General features: G+C 69.0%; 18 protein-coding genes. 7 read left to right on the forward strand and 11 right to left on the reverse strand.

Going from position 1 to position 26,589, the window contains the following annotated elements:
- Positions 1–77: 77 nt before the first annotated feature.
- From ACTWPB_RS13180 to ACTWPB_RS13190, 3 genes are all read right to left on the reverse strand, one after another.
- On the reverse strand, positions 78–3,779 hold the full coding sequence (locus tag ACTWPB_RS13180) for a multifunctional oxoglutarate decarboxylase/oxoglutarate dehydrogenase thiamine pyrophosphate-binding subunit/dihydrolipoyllysine-residue succinyltransferase subunit (protein ID WP_446225934.1): 3,702 nt from the start codon (positions 3,777–3,779) through the stop codon (positions 78–80).
- A 174-nt stretch (positions 3,780–3,953) separates the two neighbouring features.
- Positions 3,954–7,559, reverse strand: a complete 3,606-nt coding sequence (locus ACTWPB_RS13185; protein ID WP_446225935.1) for an ABC transporter ATP-binding protein — start codon at positions 7,557–7,559, stop codon at positions 3,954–3,956.
- Positions 7,559–8,344 carry an ABC transporter permease subunit gene (locus tag ACTWPB_RS13190; protein ID WP_446225936.1) on the reverse strand — a complete coding sequence of 262 codons (786 nt, stop codon included), beginning with the start codon at positions 8,342–8,344 and terminating at the stop codon, positions 7,559–7,561. Before ACTWPB_RS13190 ends, ACTWPB_RS13185 begins: the two co-directional genes overlap by 1 nt.
- A 165-nt stretch (positions 8,345–8,509) precedes the next feature.
- Between ACTWPB_RS13190 and ACTWPB_RS13195 the strand changes: the two genes are divergently transcribed.
- Positions 8,510–9,700 carry an RNA-guided endonuclease InsQ/TnpB family protein gene (locus ACTWPB_RS13195; RefSeq protein WP_446225937.1) on the forward strand — a complete coding sequence of 397 codons (1,191 nt, stop codon included), beginning with the start codon at positions 8,510–8,512 and terminating at the stop codon, positions 9,698–9,700.
- Here the strand turns inward: ACTWPB_RS13195 and ACTWPB_RS13200 are convergent.
- Both ACTWPB_RS13200 and ACTWPB_RS13205 read right to left on the reverse strand, forming a co-directional pair.
- Positions 9,697–10,656: an ATP-binding cassette domain-containing protein gene (locus ACTWPB_RS13200; protein ID WP_446225938.1), complete on the reverse strand. Its 960-nt coding sequence runs from the start codon at positions 10,654–10,656 to the stop codon at positions 9,697–9,699. The two genes, ACTWPB_RS13195 and ACTWPB_RS13200, sit on opposite strands and share 4 nt — an antisense overlap.
- Positions 10,653–11,372: a hypothetical protein gene (locus tag ACTWPB_RS13205; protein WP_446226325.1), complete on the reverse strand. Its 720-nt coding sequence runs from the start codon at positions 11,370–11,372 to the stop codon at positions 10,653–10,655. Before ACTWPB_RS13205 ends, ACTWPB_RS13200 begins: the two co-directional genes overlap by 4 nt.
- A gap of 174 nt (positions 11,373–11,546) precedes the next feature.
- Between ACTWPB_RS13205 and ACTWPB_RS13210 the strand changes: the two genes are divergently transcribed.
- Complete coding sequence (locus tag ACTWPB_RS13210; protein ID WP_446225939.1) at positions 11,547–12,341, forward strand: enoyl-CoA hydratase/isomerase family protein; 795 nt, start codon at positions 11,547–11,549, stop codon at positions 12,339–12,341.
- Between the two features lie 78 nt (positions 12,342–12,419).
- Positions 12,420–13,670 carry a class I adenylate-forming enzyme family protein gene (locus tag ACTWPB_RS13215; protein ID WP_446225940.1) on the forward strand — a complete coding sequence of 417 codons (1,251 nt, stop codon included), beginning with the start codon at positions 12,420–12,422 and terminating at the stop codon, positions 13,668–13,670.
- Between the two features lie 10 nt (positions 13,671–13,680).
- Here the strand turns inward: ACTWPB_RS13215 and ACTWPB_RS13220 are convergent, their stop codons facing one another.
- The gene (locus tag ACTWPB_RS13220; RefSeq protein WP_446225941.1) at positions 13,681–14,424 is read right to left on the reverse strand and encodes a tyrosine-protein phosphatase; all 744 of its coding nucleotides are present in this window, start codon (positions 14,422–14,424) and stop codon (positions 13,681–13,683) included.
- A gap of 371 nt (positions 14,425–14,795) precedes the next feature.
- Here ACTWPB_RS13220 and ACTWPB_RS13225 point away from each other — a divergent pair, with 371 nt between their 5' ends.
- Complete coding sequence (locus ACTWPB_RS13225; protein ID WP_446225942.1) at positions 14,796–15,275, forward strand: TetR family transcriptional regulator; 480 nt, start codon at positions 14,796–14,798, stop codon at positions 15,273–15,275.
- Between the two features lie 46 nt (positions 15,276–15,321).
- Positions 15,322–16,500, forward strand: a complete 1,179-nt coding sequence (locus ACTWPB_RS13230) for an amino acid deaminase/aldolase (RefSeq protein ID WP_446225943.1) — start codon at positions 15,322–15,324, stop codon at positions 16,498–16,500.
- 7 nt (positions 16,501–16,507) lie between these two features.
- Here the strand turns inward: ACTWPB_RS13230 and ACTWPB_RS13235 are convergent, their stop codons facing one another.
- Both ACTWPB_RS13235 and ACTWPB_RS13240 read right to left on the reverse strand, forming a co-directional pair.
- Complete coding sequence (locus tag ACTWPB_RS13235) at positions 16,508–17,128, reverse strand: phosphoribosyltransferase (protein ID WP_446225944.1); 621 nt, start codon at positions 17,126–17,128, stop codon at positions 16,508–16,510.
- Positions 17,129–17,139: 11 nt separating this feature from the next.
- Positions 17,140–17,997: a carbon-nitrogen hydrolase family protein gene (locus ACTWPB_RS13240; RefSeq protein WP_446225945.1), complete on the reverse strand. Its 858-nt coding sequence runs from the start codon at positions 17,995–17,997 to the stop codon at positions 17,140–17,142.
- A 62-nt stretch (positions 17,998–18,059) separates the two neighbouring features.
- Between ACTWPB_RS13240 and ACTWPB_RS13245 the strand changes: the two genes are divergently transcribed.
- Both ACTWPB_RS13245 and ACTWPB_RS13250 read left to right on the forward strand, forming a co-directional pair.
- Positions 18,060–19,862 (forward strand): DEAD/DEAH box helicase, encoded by a 1,803-nt coding sequence (locus tag ACTWPB_RS13245; protein ID WP_446225946.1) that lies wholly within the window; start codon positions 18,060–18,062, stop codon positions 19,860–19,862.
- A gap of 134 nt (positions 19,863–19,996) precedes the next feature.
- A complete protein-coding gene (locus ACTWPB_RS13250) occupies positions 19,997–23,908 on the forward strand; it encodes an AAA domain-containing protein (RefSeq protein ID WP_446226326.1) in 3,912 nt (1,303 codons plus the stop codon).
- Positions 23,909–24,179: 271 nt separating this feature from the next.
- Here ACTWPB_RS13250 and ACTWPB_RS13255 read toward each other — a convergent pair whose 3' ends face one another.
- The 3 genes from ACTWPB_RS13255 to ACTWPB_RS13265 are packed head-to-tail and all read right to left on the reverse strand — an operon-like array spanning position 24,180 to position 26,573.
- Positions 24,180–24,884, reverse strand: a complete 705-nt coding sequence (locus tag ACTWPB_RS13255) for an ESX secretion-associated protein EspG (RefSeq protein WP_446225947.1) — start codon at positions 24,882–24,884, stop codon at positions 24,180–24,182.
- The gene (locus tag ACTWPB_RS13260; RefSeq protein ID WP_446225948.1) at positions 24,881–26,182 is read right to left on the reverse strand and encodes a WXG100 family type VII secretion target; all 1,302 of its coding nucleotides are present in this window, start codon (positions 26,180–26,182) and stop codon (positions 24,881–24,883) included. Before ACTWPB_RS13260 ends, ACTWPB_RS13255 begins: the two co-directional genes overlap by 4 nt.
- On the reverse strand, positions 26,175–26,573 hold the full coding sequence (locus ACTWPB_RS13265; RefSeq protein WP_446225949.1) for a hypothetical protein: 399 nt from the start codon (positions 26,571–26,573) through the stop codon (positions 26,175–26,177). Before ACTWPB_RS13265 ends, ACTWPB_RS13260 begins: the two co-directional genes overlap by 8 nt.
- Between the last annotated feature and the right edge of the window lie 16 nt (positions 26,574–26,589).

Here is a 26,589-nt window from a genome sequence, read left to right on the forward strand (position 1 = left end):
TGCAGGAGTCCCAGGGAACGGCGAACGCCGGGGGGATCGTGATGATCCACCCGGCGTCGGTCGTTGTGCGAGAAGAACTACGTGGTCGGCTCGAAAGCCTCGCCGATGATCTCGGCCTGTTCCACGGCGTGCACCTTCGACGAACCCGAGGACGGGGCCGACATGGCGCGACGCGAGATGCGGCGCAGACGGCCCAGACGCTCGGGCAGCACCTCGGGGAGGTTGAGGCCGAAGAAGGGCCAGGCGCCCTGGTTGGCCGGTTCTTCCTGGACCCAGGCGATGTCGGTCGCGTTGGGGTACTTGGCCAGTGCCTCGTTGAGGCGGTACGTCGGGATCGGGTAGAGCTGTTCGACCCGGACGATGGCCACATCGTCGCGCTTGTGCTTGGCCTTCTCCGCCGCCAGCTCGTAGTAGAGCTTGCCCGAGGTCAGCAGGATGCGCTTGACCTTGGTGGTGTCGCCGATGCCCTGTTCGTAGGTGGGCTCGTCGAACACCGAACGGAACTTCGACTCGGTGAAGTCCTTGACGTCGGACACCACAGCCTTGTTGCGCAGCATCGACTTCGGGGTGAAGACGATCAGCGGACGACGGATCCCGTCGAGCGCGTGCCGACGCAGCAGGTGGAAGTAGTTCGCCGGGGTGGACGGCACCGCCACGGTCATCGAGCCCTCAGCGCACAGCTGCAGGAACCGCTCGATGCGACCGGAGGTGTGGTCGGGACCCTGACCCTCGTGACCGTGCGGCAGTAGCAGCACCACGTCGGAGAGCTGGCCCCACTTGGCCTCACCGGAGGAGATGAACTCGTCGATGATCGACTGCGCGCCGTTGACGAAGTCACCGAACTGCGCTTCCCACAACACCAGTGCGTTCGGATTGCCAAGGGAGTAGCCGTATTCGAAACCGACGGCGGCGTACTCGCTCAGCGCCGAGTCGTGCACCGCGAACCAACCCGGCTTCTCCGAGCCGATGTTGTGCAGCGGGGTGTACTCGTTGGCGTTGATCCGGTCGATGATGACCGAGTGGCGCTGGGTGAACGTGCCGCGACGCGAGTCCTGACCGGTCAGGCGCACATCGTGGCCCTGGTCGATCAGCGAACCGAAAGCCAGCAGCTCGGCGAAGGCCCAGTCGACCTTGCCCTCGTAGGCCATCTCGCGACGCTTCTCCAGCACCGGCTTCACGCGCGGGTGCACGTTGAAACCGTCGGGAGTGTTCAGGAACGCGTCGCCGATCCGTTGCAGCACCGACTTGTCGACCGCGGTGATCACGGTGGCGGGGACCTTCTGGTCGTCCTCGACCGACTCCGACGGCTCCGGAATGTACTTCTCCAGCTCGCGGACCTCGTTGAACACGCGCTCCAGCTGACCCTGGTAGTCGCGCAGCGCGTCCTCGGCCTCCTTCATGGAGATGTCACCACGGCCGATCAGCGATTCGGTGTAGGCCTTACGCACCGAGCGCTTGGTGTCGATGATGTCGTACATCTCCGGCTGGGTCATCGAGGGGTCGTCGCCCTCGTTGTGCCCACGGCGGCGGTAGCAGACGAGGTCGATGACGACGTCCTTGCGGAACTTCTGGCGGAAGTCGACCGCGAGGCGAGCCACCCAGTCGCAGGCTTCCGGGTCGTCACCGTTGACGTGGAAGATCGGCGCGCCGATGAACTTCGCGATGTCGGTGGAGTATTCGGTGGAGCGGCTGTTCTCTGGCGCCGTGGTGAAGCCGATCTGGTTGTTCACCACGATGTGGATGGTGCCGCCGACGCGGTAACCACGCAGACCCGACAGGTTCAGCGTCTCGGCGACCACGCCCTGACCGGCGAACGCGGCGTCACCGTGCAGCATCAGCGGCATCACCGAGAAGCCGTCGGGGCCGTCGCCCTTGTCGAGCAGGTCCTGCTTGGCGCGCACCAGGCCCTCGAGCACCGGGTCGACCGCCTCGAGGTGCGAGGGGTTGGCGGTGAGCGAGACCGCGATCTCGTTGTCGCCGAACATCTGCAGGTACTGGCCGTGCGCACCGAGGTGGTACTTCACGTCGCCGGAGCCGTGAGTGGCCGCCGGGTTCATGTTGCCCTCGAACTCGGTGAAGATCTTCGAGTACGGCTTGCCGACGATGTTGGCGAGCACGTTGAGGCGACCGCGGTGCGGCATGCCGATGATGACCTCGTCCATCGCGTACTCGGCGCACTGGTCGATGGTGGCGTCCATCATCGGGATGACGGCTTCGGCGCCCTCGAGCGAGAAGCGCTTCTGGCCGACGTACTTGGTCTGCAGGAAGGTCTCGAACGCCTCGGCGGCGTTGAGCCGGTTCAGGATGTACTTCTGCTGCGCGACCGTCGGCTTGACGTGCTTCTGCTCGACCCGCTCCTGCATCCACTTGAGCTGATCGGTCTCGAGGATGTGGGTGTACTCCACACCGACGTGGCGGCAGTACGCATCGCGCAGGATCGACAGCACATCGCGCAGCTTCATCCGCTCCTTGCCGTGGAAACCGCCCACGTCGAAGGTGCGGTCCAGGTCCCACAGGGTGAGGCCGTGCTCGGTTACATCGAGGTCGGGGTGGCTGCGGAACTTGTCCTTGACCAGGCGCAGCGGATCGGTGTCGGCCATCAGGTGACCGCGGTTGCGGTAGGCCGCGATCATCTCGAGCACGCGGGCGCTCTTGTCGACACCGCGCGCGCTGATGTCCTTGCGCCAGCGGATCGGCTCGTACGGCACGCCGAGGCCGTGGAAGATCTCGTCGTAGAACTCGTCGGAGATCAGCAGGTTGTGGATGGTGCGCAGGAAATCGCCCGACTCGCCACCCTGGATGATGCGGTGGTCGTAGGTCGAGGTCAGCGTCATCAGCTTGCCGACGCCGATATCGGCGATCCGCTCGTCGCTCATGCCCTGGAACTCGGCCGGGTACTCCATCGCACCGGCGCCGATGATCGCGCCCTGGCCCGGCATGAGGCGCGGCACCGAGTGGACGGTGCCGATGGTGCCGGGGTTGGTCAGCGAGATGGTGACGCCGGAGAAGTCGTCGGTGCCGAGCTTGCCCTCGCGAGCACGGCGGACGACGTCCTCATAGGCCGCGTGGAACTGACCGAAGCTCATGTCTTCGGTTTCCTTGATGGCCGCCACGACCAGTGATCGGCTGCCGTCTTTGCCCTGGAGGTCGATCGCCAGGCCCAGGTTGGTGTGGGCCGGGGTGACCGAGTTCGGCTTGCCGTCGATCTCGGCGAAGTGGCGGTTCATGTTCGGGAACGCCTTGATCGCCTGCACGATCGCGTAACCCAGCAGGTGGGTGAACGAGATCTTGCCGCCGCGGGTGCGGGCGAGGTGGTTGTTGATCACCAGGCGGTTGTCGATCATCAGCTTGGCCGGGATCGCGCGCACCGACGTAGCGGTGGGGATCGTCAGCGAGGCCGACATGTTCTTGGCGATGGCGGCGGCGGGGCCGCGCAGCACCTTGTTCTCCGGGCCCGCGGCGGCAGCCTTCGGCGCGGCGGTGGCCGCTGCGTTGGACACCGGTGCAGGTGTGGTCTGCGGTGTGCGCACGGTCTTGGGGGCCGGAGCCGGAGCGGGGGCCGGAGCCACGGCGGGCTTCGGCGGTGCCGTCGCTACCACGGCTCGGGGAGCCGGGGCCTGAGTAGCTGCCGCCTTGGGTGCTGCGGCTGCTGAAGGAGCGGAGGAGGCGACCGGTGCCTGACTGTTACCGGATTCGGTGGCTTCCGGCGTGTAGTCCGCGAGGAACTCGTGCCAACTCGCGTCGACCGAGGACGGGTCCTGTTTGAACTTTTGATACATCTCGTCGACTAGCCACTGGTTCTGTCCGAACTGGGAAGTTGAGCTGCTCACAGCTGGTGTTCGCCTCATTTCGTTCTTCGCGCTGCGACGTTTGTGACGTGCCCGGCAGGGGAATCAGCGGATGGCTGCCGATGCGCCCTCACCGAGCATATGCCCAGCGGTTGACAGGCGTCGCTACCGGTCTTGGGTCGACACTATGCCCTCTGCCTCAGTGCCCGCCGCCCAGAGTCGGGAGTAATGGCCCTGACTGGCGAGTAGGTCCAACGGCGCGCCGAATTCCACGATACGGCCGTGTTCGACCACAGCGACCAGATCGGCGCGCGCCGCTGTCGCGAGCCGATGCGCGACCACGACGGTGGTCCGGCCCCGCGCCAGCGATCGGCTCGCTACCAGCACCGATGCCTCGGTTTCCGGGTCGAGTGTCGAGGTGGCCTCGTCGAGCAGGAGCAGGTCGGGATCGACCAATTCGGCCCTGGCGAGTGCGATCAGCTGGCGTTGCCCGGCCGAGAGCCCGCGTCCGCGTTCACCCACCGGGTGATGCATTTTCCTGGGTAAACCGTCGATCATTTCCGTCGCTCCGACATTCTCGGCCGCCCTCGCGATGTCCACTGGTGTGGCAAATGTTTGCCCGAATGCAATGTTGCTCGCCACGTCGCCGGTGAACAAGTGAACTTCTTGCCCGACGATTCCCAGCCGCGTCCGGAAGTCGGTGAGCACATAGTGACGAAGATCGACACCGTCGACCCGGATCGCGCCCGCTGTCGGCTCGGGTGGGAGGTCGTAGAGGCGGGCCAGCAGCTTCACGATGGTCGATTTGCCCGCGCCGGTCGGGCCGACGAGGGCCAGGGTTGCGCCAGGGGGGACGGTGAAGCTCACACCGTCGAGGGCGGGTGCGCTCGCACCGGGGTAGCGGAAGTGGACCTCGTCGAAGACGATCTCGCCGTGCAGCCGGTCGACGGGAATCGCGTCGGCCGGGTCGGCGGCGATCGATGACGTGGTGCGCAGCAGGTCACCGATGCGCCGCAGACCGACTCTGGCCTGCTGGTAACCGTCGAAGACCTGGGACAGATCCTGGATGGGACTGAACAACAGACCCAGATAGAGCACGAAGGCGACCAACGTTCCGGTGGTCGTTCGCCCGTCGGCGACGGCGTTGGCGCCCAGATAGACCACGACGGCCAGGGCCAGATCGGCCCAAGCCAGGCCGAAGGAGAAGTAGGCCGCGATCGCGCGCTGGGCCCGGATCCTGGCATCGCGGTAGCGGTGGGAGTACTCGGCGAAGCGGCGCGCCGCGGCCGGCTCGTTGCGGGCGGCCTGCACGGCGCGCAGGCCCGCGATGTTCTCCTGGAATCCGGCATTGACCGCCGAGACCCGTTCGCGCGAGACGGTGTAGGCCACCGAGGACACCCGCCGGAAGGCCAGGGTGGCCAGCAGCATCGGCACCACGGCGACCAGCACCACCACGGCCAGCCCGGCATCGATGAAGAACAGCCCGATGGCGACGCCGATCAGAGTGATCAACGCGACCAGCCCGGTGGCGACCCCGGTCTGCAAGAACGTCGACAGCGCGTCGACATCGGTGGTCATCCTGGTCATGATGCGGCCGGACAGTTCACGTTCGTAGAAGTCGAGGCCGAGCCGTTGCAACTGGGCGTAGCTGCGCACCCGCAGCCCGAACAGCACGCGCTCGCCCGTGCGCGCGGTGAGCACGGTGACCGCGGCGCCGACCACCAAGCCGGCCAGTACCAGACCGATCCCGATCACCGCCGAGATGACGAGCGCGGTGTCGTCGCCCGCGGTGACACCGGTGTCGATGGCATAGCGGACCAGCGGCGGGAAGGCGATGCCGAGCAGGGCGTCGGCGACGAGCAGCCCCACGACCACGCACACCAGCGCGCGAACCGGGCGCAGCAGTGCGCGCAGGCCGAAGTCGGGTTGGGGTGCGCGCAGGTCACCGGGCAATGCGGGGTCTTCGGTGGCCGGTGGCAGGGCATCGACCGCGGCGCGCAGTTCCGGTGTCTCGCTGAGGTCGTTCGACGCCGACGACATCGACCGTGGCTTGCCCGCGTCGCTGAGGCGTGCGGTCATCGAGGCCGTTGCCGGCACCACCGATCCGGTGGGCGCGGGCAGCCGGATGACGCGGTCGGCCTGGGCCAGGGTCGATTCGCGGTGCGCCAGGATCAGCGTGGTCCGTCCGCCCGGATCGGGCAGCCGGCGGAAGATCTCGGCCTCGGTGACGGCGTCGACCGCGGAGGTGGCGTCGTCGAGCACCAGCACGCGGGGCCGGGTGAGCAGCACCCTGGCCAGGGCGATGCGCTGGCGTTGTCCACCCGAGAGCGTCAGCCCGCGTTCGCCGATGACGGTGTCGTAGCCCTCCGGCAGTGCGGCGATGAACTCGTCGGCGGCGGCGGCCGTCGCGGCGGCGGTGATCTCGGCGTCGGTGGCGTCGGGCCTGCCGAGCGCGATATTGGCGGCGATGGTGTCGGAGAACAGGAACGGATCGTCGAAGACGACACCGACCGCGCCGCGCAGCTCATCGGCGCGCAGATCGGCCAGGTCGACCCTGGTGCCGTCGGTGCCGACGAGATTGATCCGGCCCGCGTCGGGTGCGTAGAAACGTGGCAGCAGCAGCGAGAGCGTGGACTTGCCCGAGCCCGCCGGGCCGATCACCGCCACCGTCTCGCCGGGGCGCACGGTGAGATCGAGTTCCTGCAAGACCGGTTGGCCGGCCTCGAAACCGAAACTGACAGCATCGAATTCGATCCCGAGCGGTCCCGGCGGTAGTTCGGTGGGGTCGGCTGGATCGACGAGTACCGGCGCCGCGTCGATCACCCCGAAGACGCGGTCGACGGCGGCTTTGGTGAGCTGAGCCATGATCAGCACCGAGGTGATCGTGCGGGCCGAGGACGTCATCGTGGCGAGATAGGCGGTGAACGCCAGGAAGGTGCCGATGCCGATCGCGCCGTGCGAGGCCAGCACCCCGCCGACGATGATCACCGCGACCAGCCCGGCCTGCGGCAGCGCCGACACCACCGGCGCGAACCTGGCATTGATCCGCGCGGCACGCATCCGCTCCGCGAACAGCAGACGGCCGTGATCTTCGAGGATGTCGACCATCCGGGACTCCTGCCCGAAGCCCTTCACCACCCGGACACCGGTCACTGTCTGCTCGACGTGTTCGGCCAGGTCGGCCGCGCGCTGCTGCGCCGACCAGGTCGCCGCGTAGAGCCTGGGCCGCATCCGCAACACGATCACCGCCATCGCGGGCGCGACCAGCAGGGCGGCCAGCGCCAGCGGTGGACTCAACCACACCATCACCACCGCCGACAGCACGAACTGCAATACCGCCAGCCCCGACCACGGCACCATCGCCAGCAGCCCCTGCACGAGCTGGAGGTCGGTGATCGACCGTGACACCACCTGCCCGGTGCGAATCGCGTCCTGGCCGGCGCCATCGAGTCGCTGCAGGGCGGCGAGCAGCGAAATCCGAAGGCTGTGTTGCACTTCCAGCGACAGCTTGCCCGCCCAGAGCCTGCGCGCGAAGGTGACGACGAACCTGGTCGCGGCCAGCACGGCGAGCAGGGCGGCGGCACTGCCGATCACCGAGGTGTCGCCTATCTGGGCGGCGTCGACCGCGCGTTTGGTGGCCAGCGGCGCGGCGATCGCGACGGCGGCACCGGCCAGCACCGAGACCGCGATGCCCGCCAGCAGCCGTGGATGTTCCAGGCACAGGCGCCACAGCCTGCGGATCCACCCGGACGAACCCGCGGTGGCAGGCACTACAGGTCTCGGTTGCGCAGGTCCCACCACCCCACGACGCCGACCGCTGCGGTCCACAGCACCAGCACCACCAGTGCCGCCGGTGTCGGCGCGAAGACCTCGGCCTCGTCGAACGAGCCCGCGCTCACCCCGGCCACGGTGGCCGAGACGGGCAGCATCGCGGCGAATCCGCCAGCGCCGAAACCCTTGGCCACCACCCAGATCAGCGGTTCGAGCGCGAAGGCCCAGCCGAGCACCAGCCACACGGCTCCGCTGAATGTGCGCAGCAGCAGCCCGACGCCTGCGCCGAGCACCGCCCAGCACATGGCCACGAGCAGCCCGGCGGCGAGCACCTCGATCAGCCGCCAGCCGAGTTCGAATTTCCCGCGCGCCGCGACCAGCAACACCAGCAAGCTCACCAGTTCGGCGACCAGCGCGACAGCGAACGCGAAGGCGGCTCCCGCGACGTATTTCGCGGTGACCAGCCGGTCGCGATCGGGCGCGAACAGCACGGTCAGCGCCATGGTCTTGTGGCGGTACTCACCGCCGGTCGAGGCGATGCCGATCAGCGCGGCGACCACGAAGACCGCGATCATCCCGAGGTAGAGACCGATCGTGGCGGCACCTGTCGCGGGCTGACCCTTCGGATCGGCCGGTCCCGACATGATCGCGGTGATCAGCGTGCCGACCAGTGCCAGCGCCACCGGCGCGGCCAGCAGCAGCCGGGTCTGGCGCAGCGCGACGACCTTGCGCGCCTCGGTGTCGATACCGGGAACGAGATCGGCGGGGATCACGGAGGTGGTCATCGGAAAAGCTCCGAGGAGACCCCTGGCTTCAGCCATGGGCAGGAATCGGAGTGCTGCGTACGGGTTGGTCTGGTTTTCCACATAGCGTTAACTGTCTCCCAGGGTGCTCGCCGACCAGATGTCGAAGTATGAGTTGGCCCACAGCCGGTGCGTATAGTCGAACGTGTGATCGAGCCCGTGCGCTACACCTACCGCCTGCGCCCCGGCGCGCACGCGCAGCGCGCACTGCTCGAGGAGTGGCACCGCTGCCGGTTCCTGTGGAACGAAGCCGTCCACCAGCAGCGCAGCGGAGGCAAGCCCACGTTCTGCAAGCTCTCGAAGCTGCTCACACGAGCGCGCGCGTCGACGCCGTGGCTTCGCGATGGTTCGCAGGTCGCCCAACAGCAGACGCTGCGGACCTACGCCGCCACGCTCAACGATTCCTACCGGGTCGCCGGTCGAGGTCGCCCGAGGGTCAAGTCGCGGAAGAAGACGTTGCCGTCGCTGGAGTACACCACTCGCGGGTTCTCGATCCGTGATCGCAGACTGCGACTGGCCGGTGGGGTGACGGTCCCGGTGGTGTGGTCGCGTGAACTGCCCTCCGAACCCACGTCGGTTCGCGTCTATCAGGACTGTCTCGGGCACTGGTACGCGTCGTTCGTGGTCCGCCGCGACGTCGAGCCGTTGCCCGCTGCTAACGGCAGGATCGGCATCGACTGGGGTGTCACCACGACAGCAACAACCACCGACCCTGCCTTCGACCTGCCGTACGGCGGTCACCGCACGCGGTGCGCAGCTGAGGTAGCGAAGGCTCAGCGAAAGATGGCCCGCCGCAAGCGCCCGCGTGGAGTCGCCGCGTCGAAGGGGTATCAGCAGGCCCGGCGTGCGGCCGCGCGGTTGCACAAGAAGGCGGCCCGGCAGAACACGCACGTCGCCCGGGTGTGGGCGCGTAGTGTCGTGGCTGATCACCAGACGATCGCGGTGGAGGATTTCAAGCCGAAGTTTCTGGCCCGCTCGACGATGGCGCGCAAGGCCGCGGATGCCGCGATCGGCGCGACCAAGCGGGAGTTGATCGAGCGTGGCGTGCGGGTGGGCCGGAGGGTGGTGTTGGTTGCGCCCGCCTACACCACGATGACGTGCTCGGAGTGCTTCGCGATAGCCAAGCAGCGCCTCGGGCTCGCCGAACGAATTTTCCGGTGCGAGTGCTGTGGTTACACCGCAGACCGCGATCGGAACGCCGCCAGGACGATTCTGGCCACGGTAGATCTCGACCGTGCTGGTGTTGACGACGTAAGACACTGTTCGCCTCCTTCCGGGGATGCGGGTGGCGCGGTCCGAGTCAGAAATCCCCTGGCGTCAGCCGCGGGGAAGGGTTAACGGGGCATCCCATTGGTTGGCGCCGGGGCGTACGCGGCGGGATTCGGTGCGGGCACGGTGTGCCGATGGCGGCGCGGTTTGGTCAGCGAGGCGAGCACCCGATCGGGGTGGATGGGGTCGGCGACGATGCTGCCGATCCGTACCTGCGCGAGCTCGGCGATCGAGCGGATGGTCGCCTCGCTCGCCTCGGCGACGGCCAGGCGTCCGTCGGGTCGCATGACCGCGTCGGTGAATCCGCGCCCTGCCAGCGCGGTCGCCAGCGCGATAGACGGGGACGCGGCGACAACGAGCCGGTCGGGATGTCCACGGCGGAGCTTGGCCGGTGTGCCCTGCCAGACGACAGTGCCCTCGCTGAGCACCACGAGTTGATCGGCGCTGGGCACCACATCGGCCAGCGCGTCCGAACTCACCAGCACGGTGCCGCCGCGGGTCACGTGGCGGCGCAGCAGATCGTGCAGCCAGCCGCGTTCGATGCCGTTCGCACCCGCGTACAGATCGTCGAGCACGAGTAGCGGGGGATCGGCCAGTAAGGCCATCGCCAGGGCCACACGCGTCTGCTGGCCCGGATGTAGCTGTGCCACAACAGTTTCGGCGACCGCGGTGAGGCCGGTCTCGTCGAGCACCGAGGCGACACGGCGCCGGGACGCACCCGCGACCGGGGCGTAGCTCCACAGCTGATCGGCCACGGTGCGGGCCGGATGCAGTCCGCGCGGACTCAGCACCGCCCCGGCCGCGGCGGGCCCACGGTCGCCGCCCTCGATACTGCCCGTGGTCGGCTGCTGTAGCCCGAGCACCATCCGCAGCACTGTCGACTTGCCCGCGCCCGCGGGCCCGACGAGCGCGGTCACCGAACCCGCAGGCACGGCGAAGTCGATCTCGTGGACCGCGCTCACCGGACCGAACTGTTTGCCGAGGCCACGCACCAGCACGGCATCACCACCGCGGCTCTTGCTCACTTCTTGTTCACCTCGCCGGTACCGATCGCGGGCAGCGGATCGGCATCGATCACGTTGTGCAGCGGGGCGGGCCACATCGCGGGCGCGGGACCGAAAGCCTTGTGCGCGTTCTCGATGGTGACCTTGCCCAGCGCCCGGTTGCCCGCGCCACCGATGGCGGCGCCGATGCCGGCGGGCAGCACCTTGCCCGCCATCAGCGCGACGCGCTTGGTGATGAACCGCTTCATGAACTGTTGCAGCAGTTTGCTGTTGATCGCGCCGATACCGGGGACCTTGTACGCCAGGGCGTTGGCCCAATTCTTCGATTGGGAACTCAGCCCCTTTTGCACGATCGCCATCCCGGCATCGCCGAGAACCACCGCAAGCACCAGCGCGCGCCGCGCTTCCTTGTCCTCGGGCTCGATGCCGTGCACCGCCGCCTGGGCCAGGGTGAACACCGCCGACGCCTCCATGAAGAACACGGTCTCGGCGCTCACGGCCCCGAGCGCGGCGATCGTGCCGACCCCGGGTACCGCCGCGGTGGCGCCGACCGCGGCGCCGCTGCCGGTGACGGCGAGCAGATACTGCTTCTCGAGCCGTGTCACGATCTGGGCCGGACTCTCCCCGGGATGACGCTCACGCAGGAACCCGACATAGCGGCGTACGGCCGGCGCCTGCAGCTTGGACCCGGTGTCGAGCACATCGACCACGGCTTTTTCGATCGCGTTCTTGAACACGGCGTCGTCCTCCTCTTCGCCCCAACGAGTCGAACTGTAGGGCACTTCCGTACCCCAGAGCTCATCATGCCAACGACCACCGACAGCCCGCGGTTCCGTGACGTGCGTGACCGGTTCCTACCGGCCGGTCCGACTAGCTCTGTAGGTCTCGAGCCCGGGTTCTACGCTGAACCGATGAGTGACACCCAGCCAACCCGACTCATCCGCGAGTTCACCGAAGCCGGTGCCGAGTTCGCGACGATCACCATCGACCACCCGCCGCTGAACCTGTTCGATCGCAGACTCATCGCCTCGCTGATCGCCGATATCGCCGCGGTGAGCGCGCTGCCGCCGCGTGCGTTGCTGATCAGGGCGCAGGGCAAGGTCGTCTCGGGCGGTGTCGATGTGAACATCTTCGACGGCCGCACTGTCGAGGAGGGCGCGCAGCTGTGGCGTGAGCTGTTCGAGCGGATCATCCACCCGCTCGAGGCGCTGCCGTGCCCGGTGGTGTTCGCCGCGCACGGACTCACTCTGACCGCGGCCTTCGAGATCTCCCTCGCCTGCGACTTCATCCTGGCCGCGCCGAAGGCGAAGTTCGGTCTGGTGGAGACGGTCGTGGGGCTGACACCGTCGATGGGCGGACCGCAGCGGCTGGCCGAGCGGGCAGGTTCGGGCCGCGCGCGCGAATTCGTGATGACCGGCGACCTCTATGACGCGGCGACGATGGCCGAGTGGGGCGTGGTCAACGCGGTCCACGAGGACCTGGAAACCGCGACTGGTGCGCTGATCACCCGCCTCGCCGAGGGACCGACCCGTGCGCACGCCGCGACCAAGCAGATCATCGGCGCGTGGCGTTGCGGCGGTGTGGCACATGCGGATTCGGTGACGCCCGAGGTCTCGGGCGAGCTGTTCGCGACCGCGGACCTGCGCGGTGCGGTGCGCAGTTTCCTCGAGATCGGACCGGGTAAGGCGACCTATCGCGGCGAATGAGCACGCCGAGCGCCTGACAGTGGTGTGATCCACGTCATATAGTCAAAGGTGCGGCTGTATCGACGTACGGAGGTCCGGATGGGTCATGGCGAGAACGAACCGGGCGCGGCCGTCTTCGAGTTCCCCGCCACCAGTGCGGCAACGCAGCTGCGGCGGGGCTCCGACGGCGTGCTGCGCTATGGCGACCTCAGCCCCGCCCTCACCGAACTGCTCGACCTGCGGGTGCACTCGTTCGCGAATCGGGAGGCGGTCGTCGAGGTCGGCGGCCCGCGCCTGACCTATCGCGAACTCTGGCACAGCGCCGCGCGGATCGCGGGCGGCCTGCAGGACCACGGCATCGGCTACGGCGATCGGGTCGCGGTGCACATGCCGACCAGTGCGCGCTGGGTGCAGGCGTTTCTCGGCGCGCTGCTCTCGGGCGCGGTGCCGGTACTGGTGCCGGACGCCTTGCCCACCGCGATCGCCGACCGGGTAATCGCCGACAGCAGGGCCGATTTCGTGCTCGGCCCCGACGGGCAACTGCCCGACAGCACCGCCTACATCGACGACGGTGCGGCCCTGGATGATCCGGCCCTGCTTTGCTACACCGGCGCCGCGGCTCGCCGGCCGGTGCCCACCGGTGTCGAGCTGACCAATGAGAACCTGCTCTCGGCGGTGTCGTCGGTGGTCGGCGCGCTCGGGCTGCCCGCCGACGGGTTGCGCAATCTGGTGTTGCTGCCACTGGCCCATGCCAGCGGGTGCGTCGATCAGCTGCTACCCACCTTCGCCGTCGGCGGCACGGTCGTCCTCGCGCCGGGTGCCCGCCGGCTTTCCGACGTGCTGGTGGCCGAGCGGATCGATACTGTCTCGGCCACGCCGCGGATCTTCGCGGGACTGGTGCCCGAACTCCTCGCCCGCCGTACCGGTGCCGGTGTGCGCCGGGTCAGCAAGGCCTGTCACCGGTCCGAACGCGCTGCCGCGGCGGCCCCCGCCACGCTCGCCACCGCGTTGCGTGGGCTGTTTCCCGCTGCCAAGCAGTGGTCGGTCTGGGGGGCCACCGAGACCAGTGGCATCGGGCTGGTGGTCGACGACACCGAGCTCGCCGACTCCGACGCGACTCTCGGGTTCGCCTTCGGTGGAACGGAATTGGCGCTGTCCGGGCCGCAGGCAAGCGCCGGGCGTGGCGAATTGCTGTGTCGTGGACCGAATGTCAGTCGTCGCTACTGGAACAACCCCGGTGCCTCGGCCGCTCGGTTCAGTGGGAGTTGGTTCCACACCGGCGATTTCGTCAGTATCGATGCTGACGGGCTGGTTCGGAGGGACCCTGCTCGCCGGGTCAGTGGGCTGTGATCGGCGCTGGTCACACCAGGCGGGAGCGCAGGGCCTCGCGCAGGCTGCCGGTGAGGCCGACGGTCGTGAGGTAGGTCTCGATGTCGCCGTGGATCTCGCGCACGCTGGCGTCGGCGGTGCGCAGGTATTCCTCGCGTACGCCGAGCAGGTCCGCCGACAGTGCGTCGCCGTTGCCGATCTTCGGTTCCAGCAGCCTGCGTAGCGGCTCGACGGCCGCGTTGCTGGCCAGGAAGTCGGTGTAGATGTCCTCTTCGGTGACGCCGACGGCGCGCAGCACGGTGGCGACCGCCCAGCCGGTGCGGTCCTTGCCTGCCGCGCAGTGCACCAGGACCGCGCCGTCGCCGCGCACGATCGAGCCGGCCAGTTCGGCGATCGCGGTGTGCGCCTCGGGCAGCGTCGGGAAGGCGCGGTAGACCTCGATCATGTGGGCGAACGCGGAGACGGTCTTCGCCTCGTGTGGCGGCGCCTCCTCCATGCGCGAATCGAACGGCGTCACGTGCAGGCGCACGTCATCGGGCAGGGTGTCGTGGCCGATGTGGTCGATCTCGACGATGCCGCGCAGGTCGTGCACATCGGTGACGCCCCATTCGCGAAGGGTGTCGTGGCCCTTGTCGTCCAGACCGCTCAGTTGGGCCGATCGCAGCAGGACGCCGGGGCGCACCGTGGTGCCGTCGGCGGTGCGAAGACCGCCCACATCGCGGAAATTGAAGGTGCCGCTGAGAGCGAATTGATCGGCAGGAGGCGAAAGGGTCACTTGACCAGGTTATCGGCGACCCCGGCGCCGCCGCGCCCGAGTTCGCGGATTGTCATCGGATGTGTCGCCTCCGTTCCGATGGTTGCCACTGTGCCGTCGCCCACACCTCGGGAGCTGACCAGGGCTTACTTGTACAATCGACCAGATGCGCGGATTCCGGCGCGGGGGTGGTCGGATATCCAGGAATGCGACAAATTGGGCCGTATGGTCGGTTTTACAAAAGGTCGCATTCGGATAACAAAACAATCTTTCAGTCTGAAAAGGATGGCTGAACCAGTTCATGAACCCTGAAAATCTTCTAAGATCGAGCTCGGTGACCACCCAAGCTCGCATCGCCGCGGGCAGCGATATTTGTTGCCGAGGAGTCGTCGTTGAGCGTCAGCCGTGAACTAACCGAAATTTCGCTACGGCCCGCCGTATGCGATGCCGTTGAACAAGCCGCCGCCAGTTCGCACGCCACCGGCGTTCGAGCACTGCGGGTGTTCTTGCATGCCGGGCTCAGTACCTACTGGCCGCTGGTGCGGGCCGCTCCCGCCCGGCGAATAGCCGCCTACGAAGCCGCGTTGCAGACCTTGCGCCAGCGGTGGGTGCCCTCGGGTGACACCATCGGCGATCCGACCGCCGTGGCAATGTTCCGTGAGATGGACGACGAGGCCGCCGACTTCCTCGGAATGTGCGCGCGCCTGTCCGGCACGCAGTGGCTCGAGCCGGTCGACTCGGTGGCGGGCTACCTCGTCTCGGTGTTCCACGGCGCGGTGCTGCGCTGGCTCGCCGATGGCAACGACGAGACCATCCTCGTGGTGATCGACGACCTGGTCGGCTGCCTGACCCTGAAGGCTGTCGAAAGCTGACCCCGCAATGCTGGACGACTGACCAAATAGGTGGTTCAGTAGTCGGGTGACCCAGACGACATCGCTGCACCATGTGCACGCGGCGACCGCGGAGCTCGACCCGCCGCTGGCCGCCGTCGACCTGACCGCGCTCGACCGCAACGCCGCCGACCTGGTTCGGCGTGCGAACGGCATCGCGGTACGGGTGGCCAGCAAGTCGGTGCGCTGCCGGGCCGTGCTCGAGCGGGTGCTCGGTGATGGACTCACCGCCCGCGACGGCTTCGCCGGGATCATGGCGTACTCGCTGCGCGAGGCCATCTGGCTGGCCCGCCTCGGAGCCCGCGATGTCCTGCTCGGGTACCCGGTTCTCGACCGGGCCGCCCTGGCCGAACTCGCCACCGCCCCTGCCCTGCTCGCAGCGATCACGCTGATGATCGACGACGTCGCCCAGCTCGAACTCACCCGCGCCGCGTTGGGCACCGACCTGGTCCACCCTCGCGTCTGCCTCGATGTCGACGCCGCCTTGCGCATCGGCCCGCTGCATCTGGGTGCCCGGCGCTCGCCGGTGCGCAGTCCCGAGCAGGCCGACGAGTTGGCCGCCGCAGCGCTGCGCCGCGGATTCGATGTGGTCGGCGTGATGACCTACGAGTCGCAGATCGCCGGTCTGCCCGACAGCAATCCGGCGGTGCGCGTGGTGAAACGCTTGTCCGCCATCGACATCGGGCGCAGGCGCACCCGGGTACTCGACGCGGTACGCACGGTGACCGGCCCGCTGGAAATCGTCAACAGCGGCGGCACCGGGTCGATCGAAGTCTCGATCACCGATCCCGATGTCACCGAGGTGACCGCCGGTTCCGGCCTCTACGTGCCGACCCTGTTCGACCACTACCGCTCCTTCACCCCCCGCCCCGCCCTGTTCTTCGCCACCCCGGTCCTGCGCAAACCCGCCCCGGCCATCGCGACCGTCTTCGCGGGCGGCTACATCGCCTCCGGCCCCGCGGGACCGAGCCGCGTCCCGGTTCCCGTGTGGCCCGCGGGTCTGAAACTGCTCGGCTCCGAAGGCGCCGGGGAGGTCCAGACCCCCCTGGCCGGTGGCGCGGAACTCGAGATCGGTGACCGCGTCTGGTTCCGCCACGCCAAGGCGGGCGAGCTCTGCGAACGCTTCGCCGAGATCCACCTCATCGATGAATCGGGAACGCGCACAACCGTTCCCACCTATCGAGGCGAAGGGCAGTGCTTCGGCTGAGGGCGCCTCAACGCAGTAGCTCGATGACCTCTTCGTCCTCGAGCTGATGGAAATCGCGGTAGGCCATGCCGACCCCGCCCAGGTCGTCGGGCGTCCACAGGCAGAGGAGTTCATCGCATTCGCGCTCGACGCGGCGCGCCGCCTCGGGCGAGGACACCGGCATGGCCACCACCAGGCGGTCGGGCCGCTGCGCCCGCGCCACCCGGCACGCGGCCACCACCGTCGCCCCGGTCGCCATCCCGTCGTCGACGATCACCACCGTGCGTCCCGCCAGGGGAATCGGCTCCCCGACCCGCAGCATCTCCTGCCGACGGCGCAGCTCGGCCCGCTCGGCCAGCTCCACCTCGTCGAAGGCCTCGGCGCTCACCCCGCTGCGTTCGACAACATCACGATTGAGTACCAGAAGCCCGCTCTCGCCGAGCGCGCCCATCGCCAGCTCCGGCTGCCACGGCAGCCCCAGCTTGCGCACCAGCAGCACATCCAGTTCCCCGCCGATCGCCGCGCTCACCGCCGCCGCGACGGGCACACCCCCGCGTGGCAACCCGAGCACCAGGGGGCGGGTGGCCCGCAGGTGTTCGAGGGCCGTGCCGAGGGCGCGGCCCGCCGCTGTGCGATCCGGGTACACCATCGCCTCGAACGCTACTCCGCTGCCGGCGCCTCGGAAATGGCGAAGCGTCGCAGCGACAGGCTGGGATTGGCGGTGCGCACCCTGGCCAGATGCGCTGGATCCACCGTCGCGGTGAGTACGCCGGGATCGTCGCCGAGTTCGGCAAGCACCGTCCCCGCCGGATCCACGATCATCGACGCGCCCGCACCGCGCGGCGCGCACTGATCGGCCGCCGCCACGTAGACCGTGTTCTCGATGGCGCGCGCCCGCAGCAGCGTCGTCCACTGGTCGACCTTGGCCGGTCCCGGAATCCACTGCGCGGGCAGCAGCAACACGTGGGCGCCCGCCGCCGCGACACGCCGACACCCCTCCGGAAAACGCAGATCGAAACAGGTCTGCATGCCGAATATCACACCGTCGACAGCGAACGTCGCAGGCGCGACGAGCGGGCCCGCCGCCACCACCTCCGATTCCAGATGTCCGAACGCGTCGTACAAATGCACCTTGCGATACACCGCGACGCGCGCGCCGTCGGGCCCGTGCGCGACGAGCGTATTGCTGATTCGCGTCGCCCCCGGTGCCGGCAACTCCACCATTCCGGCGACCAGGAACACCCCGAATTCGGCTGCGAGCGCGGAGAGCCCGATGGTGAAAGGGCCGTCGAGCGGCTGCGCGATCGCCAGCACCCGCTCATCGAGACGGGTCACAGCGAACATCGAGTATTCGGGCGCGAGCACCACGCGCGCACCCGCCGCGGCCGCCGTCCGCACGTGTTCACGCAGGGTCGCCAGATTGGTTTCGGGGTCGGTTCCCGGGGCGAATTGGACCACCGCGATCCCCACTGTCACCGGCGTAAGTTCCTGATGTGCTGACCCGTCGCGCAGTTGCATAGGTCTCACCGTATTCACCTGGTGGTTGGGCCAGCTACCGCCAGGCAGTAAAGTACAGGTCAATGAGTACAAATGAGGTCGACAGCGTTCCTGCCGACGACGACAGGAACGACACCGGCCCGACTTTCGCCGATCTCGGGATCGATGACCGCGTCCTCGCGGCCATCGCCGATGTGGGCTACGAGTCGCCGTCCCCGATTCAAGCGGCGACGATTCCCCCGCTGCTGTCCGGCGCCGACGTGGTGGGCCTCGCCCAGACGGGCACCGGCAAAACCGCGGCATTCGCGATCCCGATCCTGATGAATCTGGACACCGCGCAGAAGAAGCCGAGCGCCCTGGTGCTCGCGCCGACTCGTGAGCTCGCGATCCAGGTCGCCGAGGCGTTCGGCAAGTACGCCTCGCACATCCCGGGTCTGCACGTGCTGCCGATCTACGGCGGGCAGAGCTACGGCGTGCAGCTGTCGGGTCTGCGCCGCGGCGCGCACGTTGTCGTCGGCACGCCCGGCCGCGTGATCGACCACCTGGAGAAGGGCACGCTGGATCTGACCCAGCTGCGCTACCTGGTGCTCGACGAGGCCGACGAGATGCTCAAGATGGGCTTCCAGGAAGACGTCGAGCGCATTCTGCGCGACACTCCCAAGGACAAGCAGGTCGCGCTGTTCTCGGCCACCATGCCGGGCGTGATCCGCAAGATCTCCAAGCAGTACCTCAACGATCCGGTCGAGATCACGGTCAAGTCCAAGTCTCAGACCAACACCAACATCACCCAGCGTTATGTGCAGGTGTCGCATCAGCGCAAGCTCGATGCCCTGACTCGCGTGCTCGAGGTCGAAGCCTTCGAGGCGATGATCATCTTCGTGCGCACCAAGCAGGCCACCGAAGAGCTGGCCGAGAAGCTGCGTTCGCGTGGGTTCTCCGCCGCGGCGATCAACGGTGACATCGCGCAGAACCAGCGTGAGCGCACCATCGGCCAGCTCAAGTCGGGCTCGATCGACATCCTGGTCGCCACCGATGTGGCCGCGCGTGGTCTGGACGTCGACCGCATCTCGCACGTGGTGAACTACGACATCCCGCACGACACCGAGTCCTACGTGCACCGCATCGGCCGCACCGGTCGCGCCGGCCGTTCGGGCGAGGCCCTGCTGTTCGTCGCCCCGCGCGAGCGTCACCTGCTCAAGTCGATCGAGCGGGCCACCAAGAGCGCGCTCACCGAGATGCAGCTGCCCTCGGTCGACGACGTCAACGCGACCCGTGCCGCGAAGTTCGGTGACTCGATCACCGAGAACCTGTCCTCGGACAACATCGCGCTGTTCCGCAAGCTGATCGAGGACTACGAGGCCGAGCACAACACCCCGCTCGCCGATATCGCCGCCGCACTTGCCGTCGGTGGCTACGATGGCGACAACTTCTTCATGGCGCCCGAGCCGGAGCCCGCGCCGCGCCGCGAGCGTGACTTCGATCGCGACCGTGAGCGCGCCCCGCGCCGCTACGACGACGAGGACCGCGCCCCGCGTCCGCCGTCGTTCAACCGGGAGAACGGCGAAGAACTCGCCACCTACCGGATCAGCGTCGGTAAGCGCCATCGCGTGGTCCCCGGTGCGATCGTCGGCGCCATCGCCAACGAGGGTGGCCTGCGTCGCAGCGACTTCGGCCACATCAGCATCCGGCCCGACTACAGCCTTGTCGAGCTGCCGGCCAACCTGCCCAACGAAACCCTGGAAGCCTTGCGGCGCACCAGGATCAGCGGCGTGCTGATCCAGCTGACGCCCGACCAGGGCGCACCGGCGCAGCGACTGAACGCTCGTGGCCCGCGCCGCGACCGCGAGGCGCGTCCGCGTACCGAACGGCGCAAGCCGCGCACCTGAGCCCTGCTTGTGGGCGCCGGGGCCGAGGTCAGGCGTGTTTCGCCCTGTCCGCGGGTAGTGCCCTGGTCGCTCGCAACGCTGGTTAAGGTGTTGGGCGTCGGGTGTGCGTGAACACAGGAGGGCCGCGCTTGTTCGTGTCCGGTGATCGGGTGGTCGGTGCCGTCGGCGATCTCGCGCGCGCGGCGAACTGTGAGTTCGCGGTGCTGCGCGGAATCGACGCGGCACTCGGCAACCTGCCCGGGGTCCCCGACACGACCGCCCCGCTGGTGCGCACGGCCGAACCGTCCGCCGAACTGGTCGCCCACTTCGGCGACAGGCTGGTCCGGATCCCGTCGCCGGAGGTGCTCGGCGGGGGCGCGGCTGCCCGGATCGCGGCGCTGACCTGCGCCGCGGAGCACACCGCGCGAGCGTTGAGCTCCAGCGCCGAGGCGATCTACGGCGCGGTGTTCTTCGACGGTCGATTCGCCTGCCGGGCAGATCTTGTGGTCCGCGCCGAGAACGAACCGCGATACACGCTGCACAGTGCCGTCGGACGGGCCGCGTTGGGTGTGCTCGGCGATTCCCGTGCCCGGGTGGAGTTCGATTCCGCGGCAACGGGTTTCCTGGACGTGGCCCCGGTTTCGGTTGTCGCACCGTCGAACTCCCCGCGCCGGGAGCTGTCGCCAGGCCAGATCGGCTCGGCGTCGGTGTCATGGGCGGACGAGCGGACCGGCAGTCCCGTCGGGGCGATGGCCGTGCCGCCCGCCGACATTCGTATCCTGCGTCGCGAGTTGGCCGCCGGTCGGACGCCGTTCGAGCGGGCCGCGGCGTCGGTGCACGCGGTCAAAGCCGATCCGGCGCGCGAATTGCTGTGCGCTCGTCTCGAATCGGCGGCCTGTGCGCATGCCCTCGCCGAGCTGGGCGGGTCTGTCGATCCGTCGGCGTATCTGTGGACAGCCGATGGTGTGCGGCGCGACGTGACCGATGAACTGGCGCCGGTGTATTCGGCGCGGCGGGCTCGCGTGGAACTCATCATCGAGGACAAGTTGGCGGAACTGCTGCCCGTCCAGTGGGGCGACCCCCGCTACCTGGCGTGCGGGCACTGTCCGAGCTGCCGTGCGGCGGCGGCTACCGCGCGAGACCTGTTGCTGGTCGCGGGAATTCGCCCCACCCAGCGCGCCAGGCTGCGCGAGGCGGGCGTGCTCACGATCGACCGCCTCGCCACCGGTAACACCCCCGTCCCCGGCCTGGCCCCCCGCACGCTGACCGCGCTGCGCACACAAGCCGAGCTCCAACTCGTCCGCGAACGCACCGGCCGTCCCACCTTCACCCTCCGCGACGCCGCAGCCCTCGGCGCCCTGCCCGCCCCGTGCTCGGGCGACCTCGCGCTGGTCATCGACCTCGACCGGCACGGCACCAGCACCGGACTCGAACTCGCCGATGCGAGTGGCATCGTCTTCCGGCCGGTAGTCGCCGGTGTCGACCGGCCGCACAGTGTGGGCTCGGGTGGCACTTCGGTCGATCCGATGGACACCAACGCGGTGGTCTTCGGGCCGAACGGCGTCGAACCGGCGAATCCGGGCGGCTACCCCAGCGCCGAACCGACGCCCGCCTGCCCCGGGCGTGCGGGCGGCGGTGCCGATCTGTCGGAGGCCGACACCATCGCTTTCGCACGCATAGTCATCAGCGACTCGGCCGATGTGACGGCGGCCGATGCACATCCAGCCGGTACCCGCGGCCCCGCCGGCTTCAATCGTGCGGTGGCCGGTGACCGGAGCGGGACCGGTGAATTCGGCTCGGCTGACGCTGTCATGGAACGCGCTCACAGTGTCGCGACCGCCTCGCCGTCGCAGGGCGGGGGAGTGTTCGAGGAGTTGCTGGAGATCATCGCCGAGCATCGGGCGGCGGATCCGGATGTGCGGGTGTACCACTACGGGTCGGATATTCGGACGGCGCTACTCGATGGGGCCGGCCGGCTCGGCACCGGTGCCGACCTGCTGGATGAGCTGTTGGCCGATGGCGCGCTGGTCGACCTGGCACCGATCGTGCGTACCGCGCTGTTGATCGGTGAACAGTCCTATGACGCAGCGGGACTCGCCGCATTGCTGCCGGACACGCCCGGCCGGGCGGCGACGATTCTCGGTATCCGCGACTGGCTGCTCGATCGCGCGACCGACGCGGGAATCGCGGTGCCGGGCACTCGGTTCGCCGTCGCGGAATCCGATGTGCCGCCCTCGCTGCACCCCGGCTCGCTGGAAGCGGCGCTCAGTGAGTTCGCCGCTGACGCGCACGGAGATTCGGCGCGCGCCGCCGCCCTGACGGCCGCGGTCCTCGGCTATCACCGGCGTGAACGGCAGCCCCGCTGGTGGGCCCACATCGATCGGCTCGGCCATCCGGTCGGCGACTGGGCCGACGCGCCGGGCGTGCTCGTCGTCGAATGGGGAACGGTCGACACCAAATGGCATCGCACGCCGCAACTTCCGACGATGCGCCGCTACCTCACGCTCACCGGCAGGCTGGGCACGGGCGCCACGCTCACCCCCGGCACGCAGATGGTCACCATCTACGACGGTGCCGCCGCGGCGGGCATGACCCAGACGCTCGGCCGCCGCGCCACCGCCACCGCCACCGTGCTCGGGTGCGCCGTCGACCCGAATTTCGACGACACCGTCCGGCTGGAAGAACTGCTCCCGGCAGGCTGCCCGCCCTACGACGACCTGCCCGCGGCTATCGCTCCCGGCCCGCCCGATGGGGAGGCCGAGATCGAGGCCGCGCTGGAGTTCACCGCGCAGGACCTGCTGATGAGCCTGCCGTGGGTTCCGGAGAACGCGGTCTACGACCTGCTGTTGCGTCGCGCGCCACGGCTGCGCGACGGGATGGCGCTCCCGCACCCCCACGATGACCTCGGCGCTGTCCTCGCCCACGCCGTCGGTGCGCTGGACGCCTCGTACCTGGCCGTGCACGGCCCGCCCGGCACCGGCAAGACCGGGATCACCGGGCGTGCGCTCGAGCGGCTGGTCACCCGGCACAAGTGGCGGATCGGGGTGGTGGCGCAGTCGCACGCGGTGATCGAGCGGATCTTCGACGCGGTCGTCGAGGCGGGACTGCTGCCCGAGCTCGTGGCGAAGAAGGACGTCGCCTCGGTCGGCCTCGAATGGTCGGCGATCGATGCCACCCGGTATCCACGGTTCCTCGACAATGCTGTCAACGGTTGCGTGATCGGCGGTACCACCGCGGATTTCGTCGACGACCGGCTGATCGCACCCGGCGCCCTCGATCTGCTGGTGATCGCCGACGCCGGTGAATGCTCACTGGCCGATACCGTCGCGGTCGCGGTGAGCGCGCGCAATCTGCTGCTGATCGGCGACCCCGTCCCGGCCAGGTCGCAGGCGAAACATCCACAGCCCGTGCAGGTCTCGGCCTTGGAGTGGCTGTGCGAAGGGGCGGCGACGCTGCCGGTCGACCGCGGCTACTTCCTCGACCGCACCTGGCGCATGCACCCCGCGGTCTGTGAACCGGTGTCGGCGAGCTGCTACGACGGCCGGCTACGCGCGGACGAGGCGATCACGCTGACAAGGGATCTGGCGGGGATCGCGCCCGGCGTGAGCACGGTGCTCGTCGAGCACCGCGGCAGCGCCACCGAATCCGACGCCGAGGCGCGCGAAGTGGTGCGCCGGGTGCGCGTCCTGCTCGGCGAAACCTGGACCTCCGACGGTGGAACCCGCAAACTCCACCCCCACGACATCTTCGTCGTCGCCCCCTACGCCGCCCAGGTGGCGCGCATTCGAACGCTGCTGGCCCGCGCCAAGATCGAAGATGTGCTCGTGGGGACGCCCGACCGGTTCCGGGGTCGGGAAGCCGCTGTGGTTCTGCTGTCGATGACTACATCGACACCTGCTGACGCGCCGTTCGGGATGCGACCTCTGTTGTCGCGCACTGTCATTCACGCCACTTTGTGTCGAGCTATGTGGAAGGCGATCGTTATCCGCTCGCCTTTGCTCACCGAGTATCTTCCGGATACGCCGGAGGAGTTGGCCGACCTGGCAGGGTTTCTTCAGCTCGGCTAGCGGGCTGGGTATCGGCGCTTGCCCGCCCAGGGTCGTTTGGTGGCTGTGTTTTTGGAGCGCTGGCGCGCTCGAGCGGGGCCCCTGAGGCCCCGATCTTCCCTCCCTCCGGGTACTCCTTCGTCGCACCCTCCGGTCAGTCCAGATCGGGGCGGGCCCCTTTGGGTAGGGACACATAGGGGTTTACCGGCCCGGGAGTGGGAGGGGGATGTGGGGCTTACCGGACCAATCGAGGCGGGCTTTCTTCGGTGTGGACTGTGGTGGAGTGGGGTAGTCAGACGCTGCGGAGTAGGCGGCGTATCCATTCGACGGCGGAATCGGGGGTGGCGGGGGTGATGTCGATGTGCCGGCTGGCGTGGACCAGGTAGCGGCCGTCGCCGGTGAGGTCGATCCAGGACAGCACACCGGTGGGTTTCGGGTCGGTGCCCGCCGCGACGAGGATCTGGCCGATGCCGCTGCGGGGGCGCTGTAGGAGCCTGCGGATGCGGGCGGCGTCGGACGGGCCCGCGACGGGGGCGGTCACCAGATCGCGGCTGTCCTCGCCGACGCGAGTCGCCGGGGCTGTGATGCGCGGTACGAGGCCGGGAGGTTGCGCCGGAAGTTTGGAAAACACCTGGGCCGCAAGACGTTTCGTGCTGCCGACCTGAACGTGGACCGAGCCGCCACGGTCGGGCGCGCTGCCGGGATCCTGCACCGCGAGCACCGCGACATCCGCGGTGACCGCGCCGAGCATCCGCACCGGCGCGGGCGCGTGGCCACACACCTCGACCCGGATCTCCGGTTTCGCCAGCACGCGCAGGGCGGCCGCGAGGTCGGCGTCGAGGGTGCGGGCGCACCAGGCGTCGAGCGCGGGTTGCTGGGCGGCGCGCTCGACGGTGTCGCGTGCCGAGGCACGGACGGCGAGTGGATAGGGGATCCGGTCGCCGTCCGTGCGTGCCCAGGTCAGCGCGAACTGGTCCGGGGTGAAGTGCCAGTTCACTCCCGCTCGGTCCACTCACCGAGCACGGCGGGACTGGTCGGATCCATCTTTCCGATCAGCGCGTTCACCTCGTCGGCGGGCTCGAGATAGGTCGGCTCCTCCTCGAGGAACCGCAGGAACTCGTCTTCCTCGTCCTCTGGCTCCGCCACCGGGGCAGGCCGCGGCCTACCGGAGGGCCGGGTCTGATCCGCGGCGGCGATCGCCCCACCCATCATGCCGCCGATCGCGCCCGCACCCATCCCGGCCGCGGCCTCACCACCGGCCACCGCGGGATCACGTTCCTGCCGCCCATCGCTGCCTGCCGCGGCCTCGGCCACCTGACCGGAGGCCGCCGCGGTGGTACCGGTGTCGGCCGTTGCGGGGCGTGGGCGGCTGCCCGCAGGCCTCGACCCTGGTGCCGTGGTCGATGCCGGGGTGGTGCTCGCCGGCCCAGCCGGGGTGGTGCTCGCAGTTCCCGTGGAGTTGGTCAGCGGCCGACCCGGATTCGCGACAGCGGCCGGGGTCGTGGCGGCTGGGGCCGTCCCCTGTGCCGGGGCCGCGGCGTTCCCGTTGGCCGGGAGCGCGCCGCTGCTTGTCGATGTCGTGCTCGTGCCGCCGACTACCGGCGAGGACCCGGCGGGCATCGTGGCGGCGGCGACGGTTGCCGGTGTGGTCGTCGATGCGATGACCGCGGGCGCGGTGACCTGCGGGATTCCGGCCGATGGCACGGCACCCGACGGCGCGGCACCGGCAGCGGCAGTTCCTGTCTCCGTGGCGATCCCGGTGAACGCGGGCACCCCCGACCCGGTCGGCAGGAAGGCTCCGGCGTAGATCGTCTCCATCGCCGCCACCGCGTCGAGCCGAGCGTTCTCGGCCTCGCGGGTGATCGTGGCGTTGGTCGCCGCCTGCTCGGAGTCGAGGAGCGCCGCAGCCGGATCGGGCTGCGTACCAGCGGGTTCCGCGACGGCGGTGCGAATGGACTCGGCGGCGTCGCCTGCCTGACTGAGCCGGACGCCGACCGCCGTCAAGACATCGGCGATGCGCCGACCCGTGTGCTCGAAGTCGCGCACGGCGTCGCAGGCCCGCTGTGCCGCGGCGCCGCGCCAGCCGTCGGCGATGGCGGCCCGGATCTCACCGTGTGCGATCTCGATACCGTCACCGAGGCCGGTGGCGGTGGTGAAGAAGGTCCCGGCCGCGCCTGCCAGTGCCGCCGGGTCGAGTTGCCTTACCGCACTGTGGATTTCGGCATGGGACAGGTTGTCGAAGACTTCGACGACGGATACGTAGTCCGCGTCGGTGCGGCCGGAAATGCTACGCATCGCCACCACCGGGAACCTCGATCGCGGCGACCGCGCCCGCCAATGCCTGATCGGCATCGCGGTAGGTCACCCCGGCGGCGCGGAACACCGCGGCCAGCTCGCGCGCGGTGCTCGCGTAGACGCGCAGTTCGTCGAGTGCCTCGGTCGCCTTGGTCTCGAAGCCGGTACGCAGGGCGCCGCCCGAGGCAAGTCCACCGAAACCGGGGATGACCGTGGCCTGGCTGAGAACCCGCACCTGGGCTTCGACTTCATCGGCCAGTCGTTCGTAGCGCAGCGCGCACCGTTCGGGCGCGCCGTCGGCGACGAGTACCCCGTCGATCCACAGCCCACCCTCGTCGACGGCTTGGCCGAGAGCCGCCGTATTCGGCAGCCCCGTTCGGTTCGGTTGCACCGGTTCCCCCTTCGTC

The organism is Nocardia sp. IBHARD005 (genome assembly GCF_052814245.1).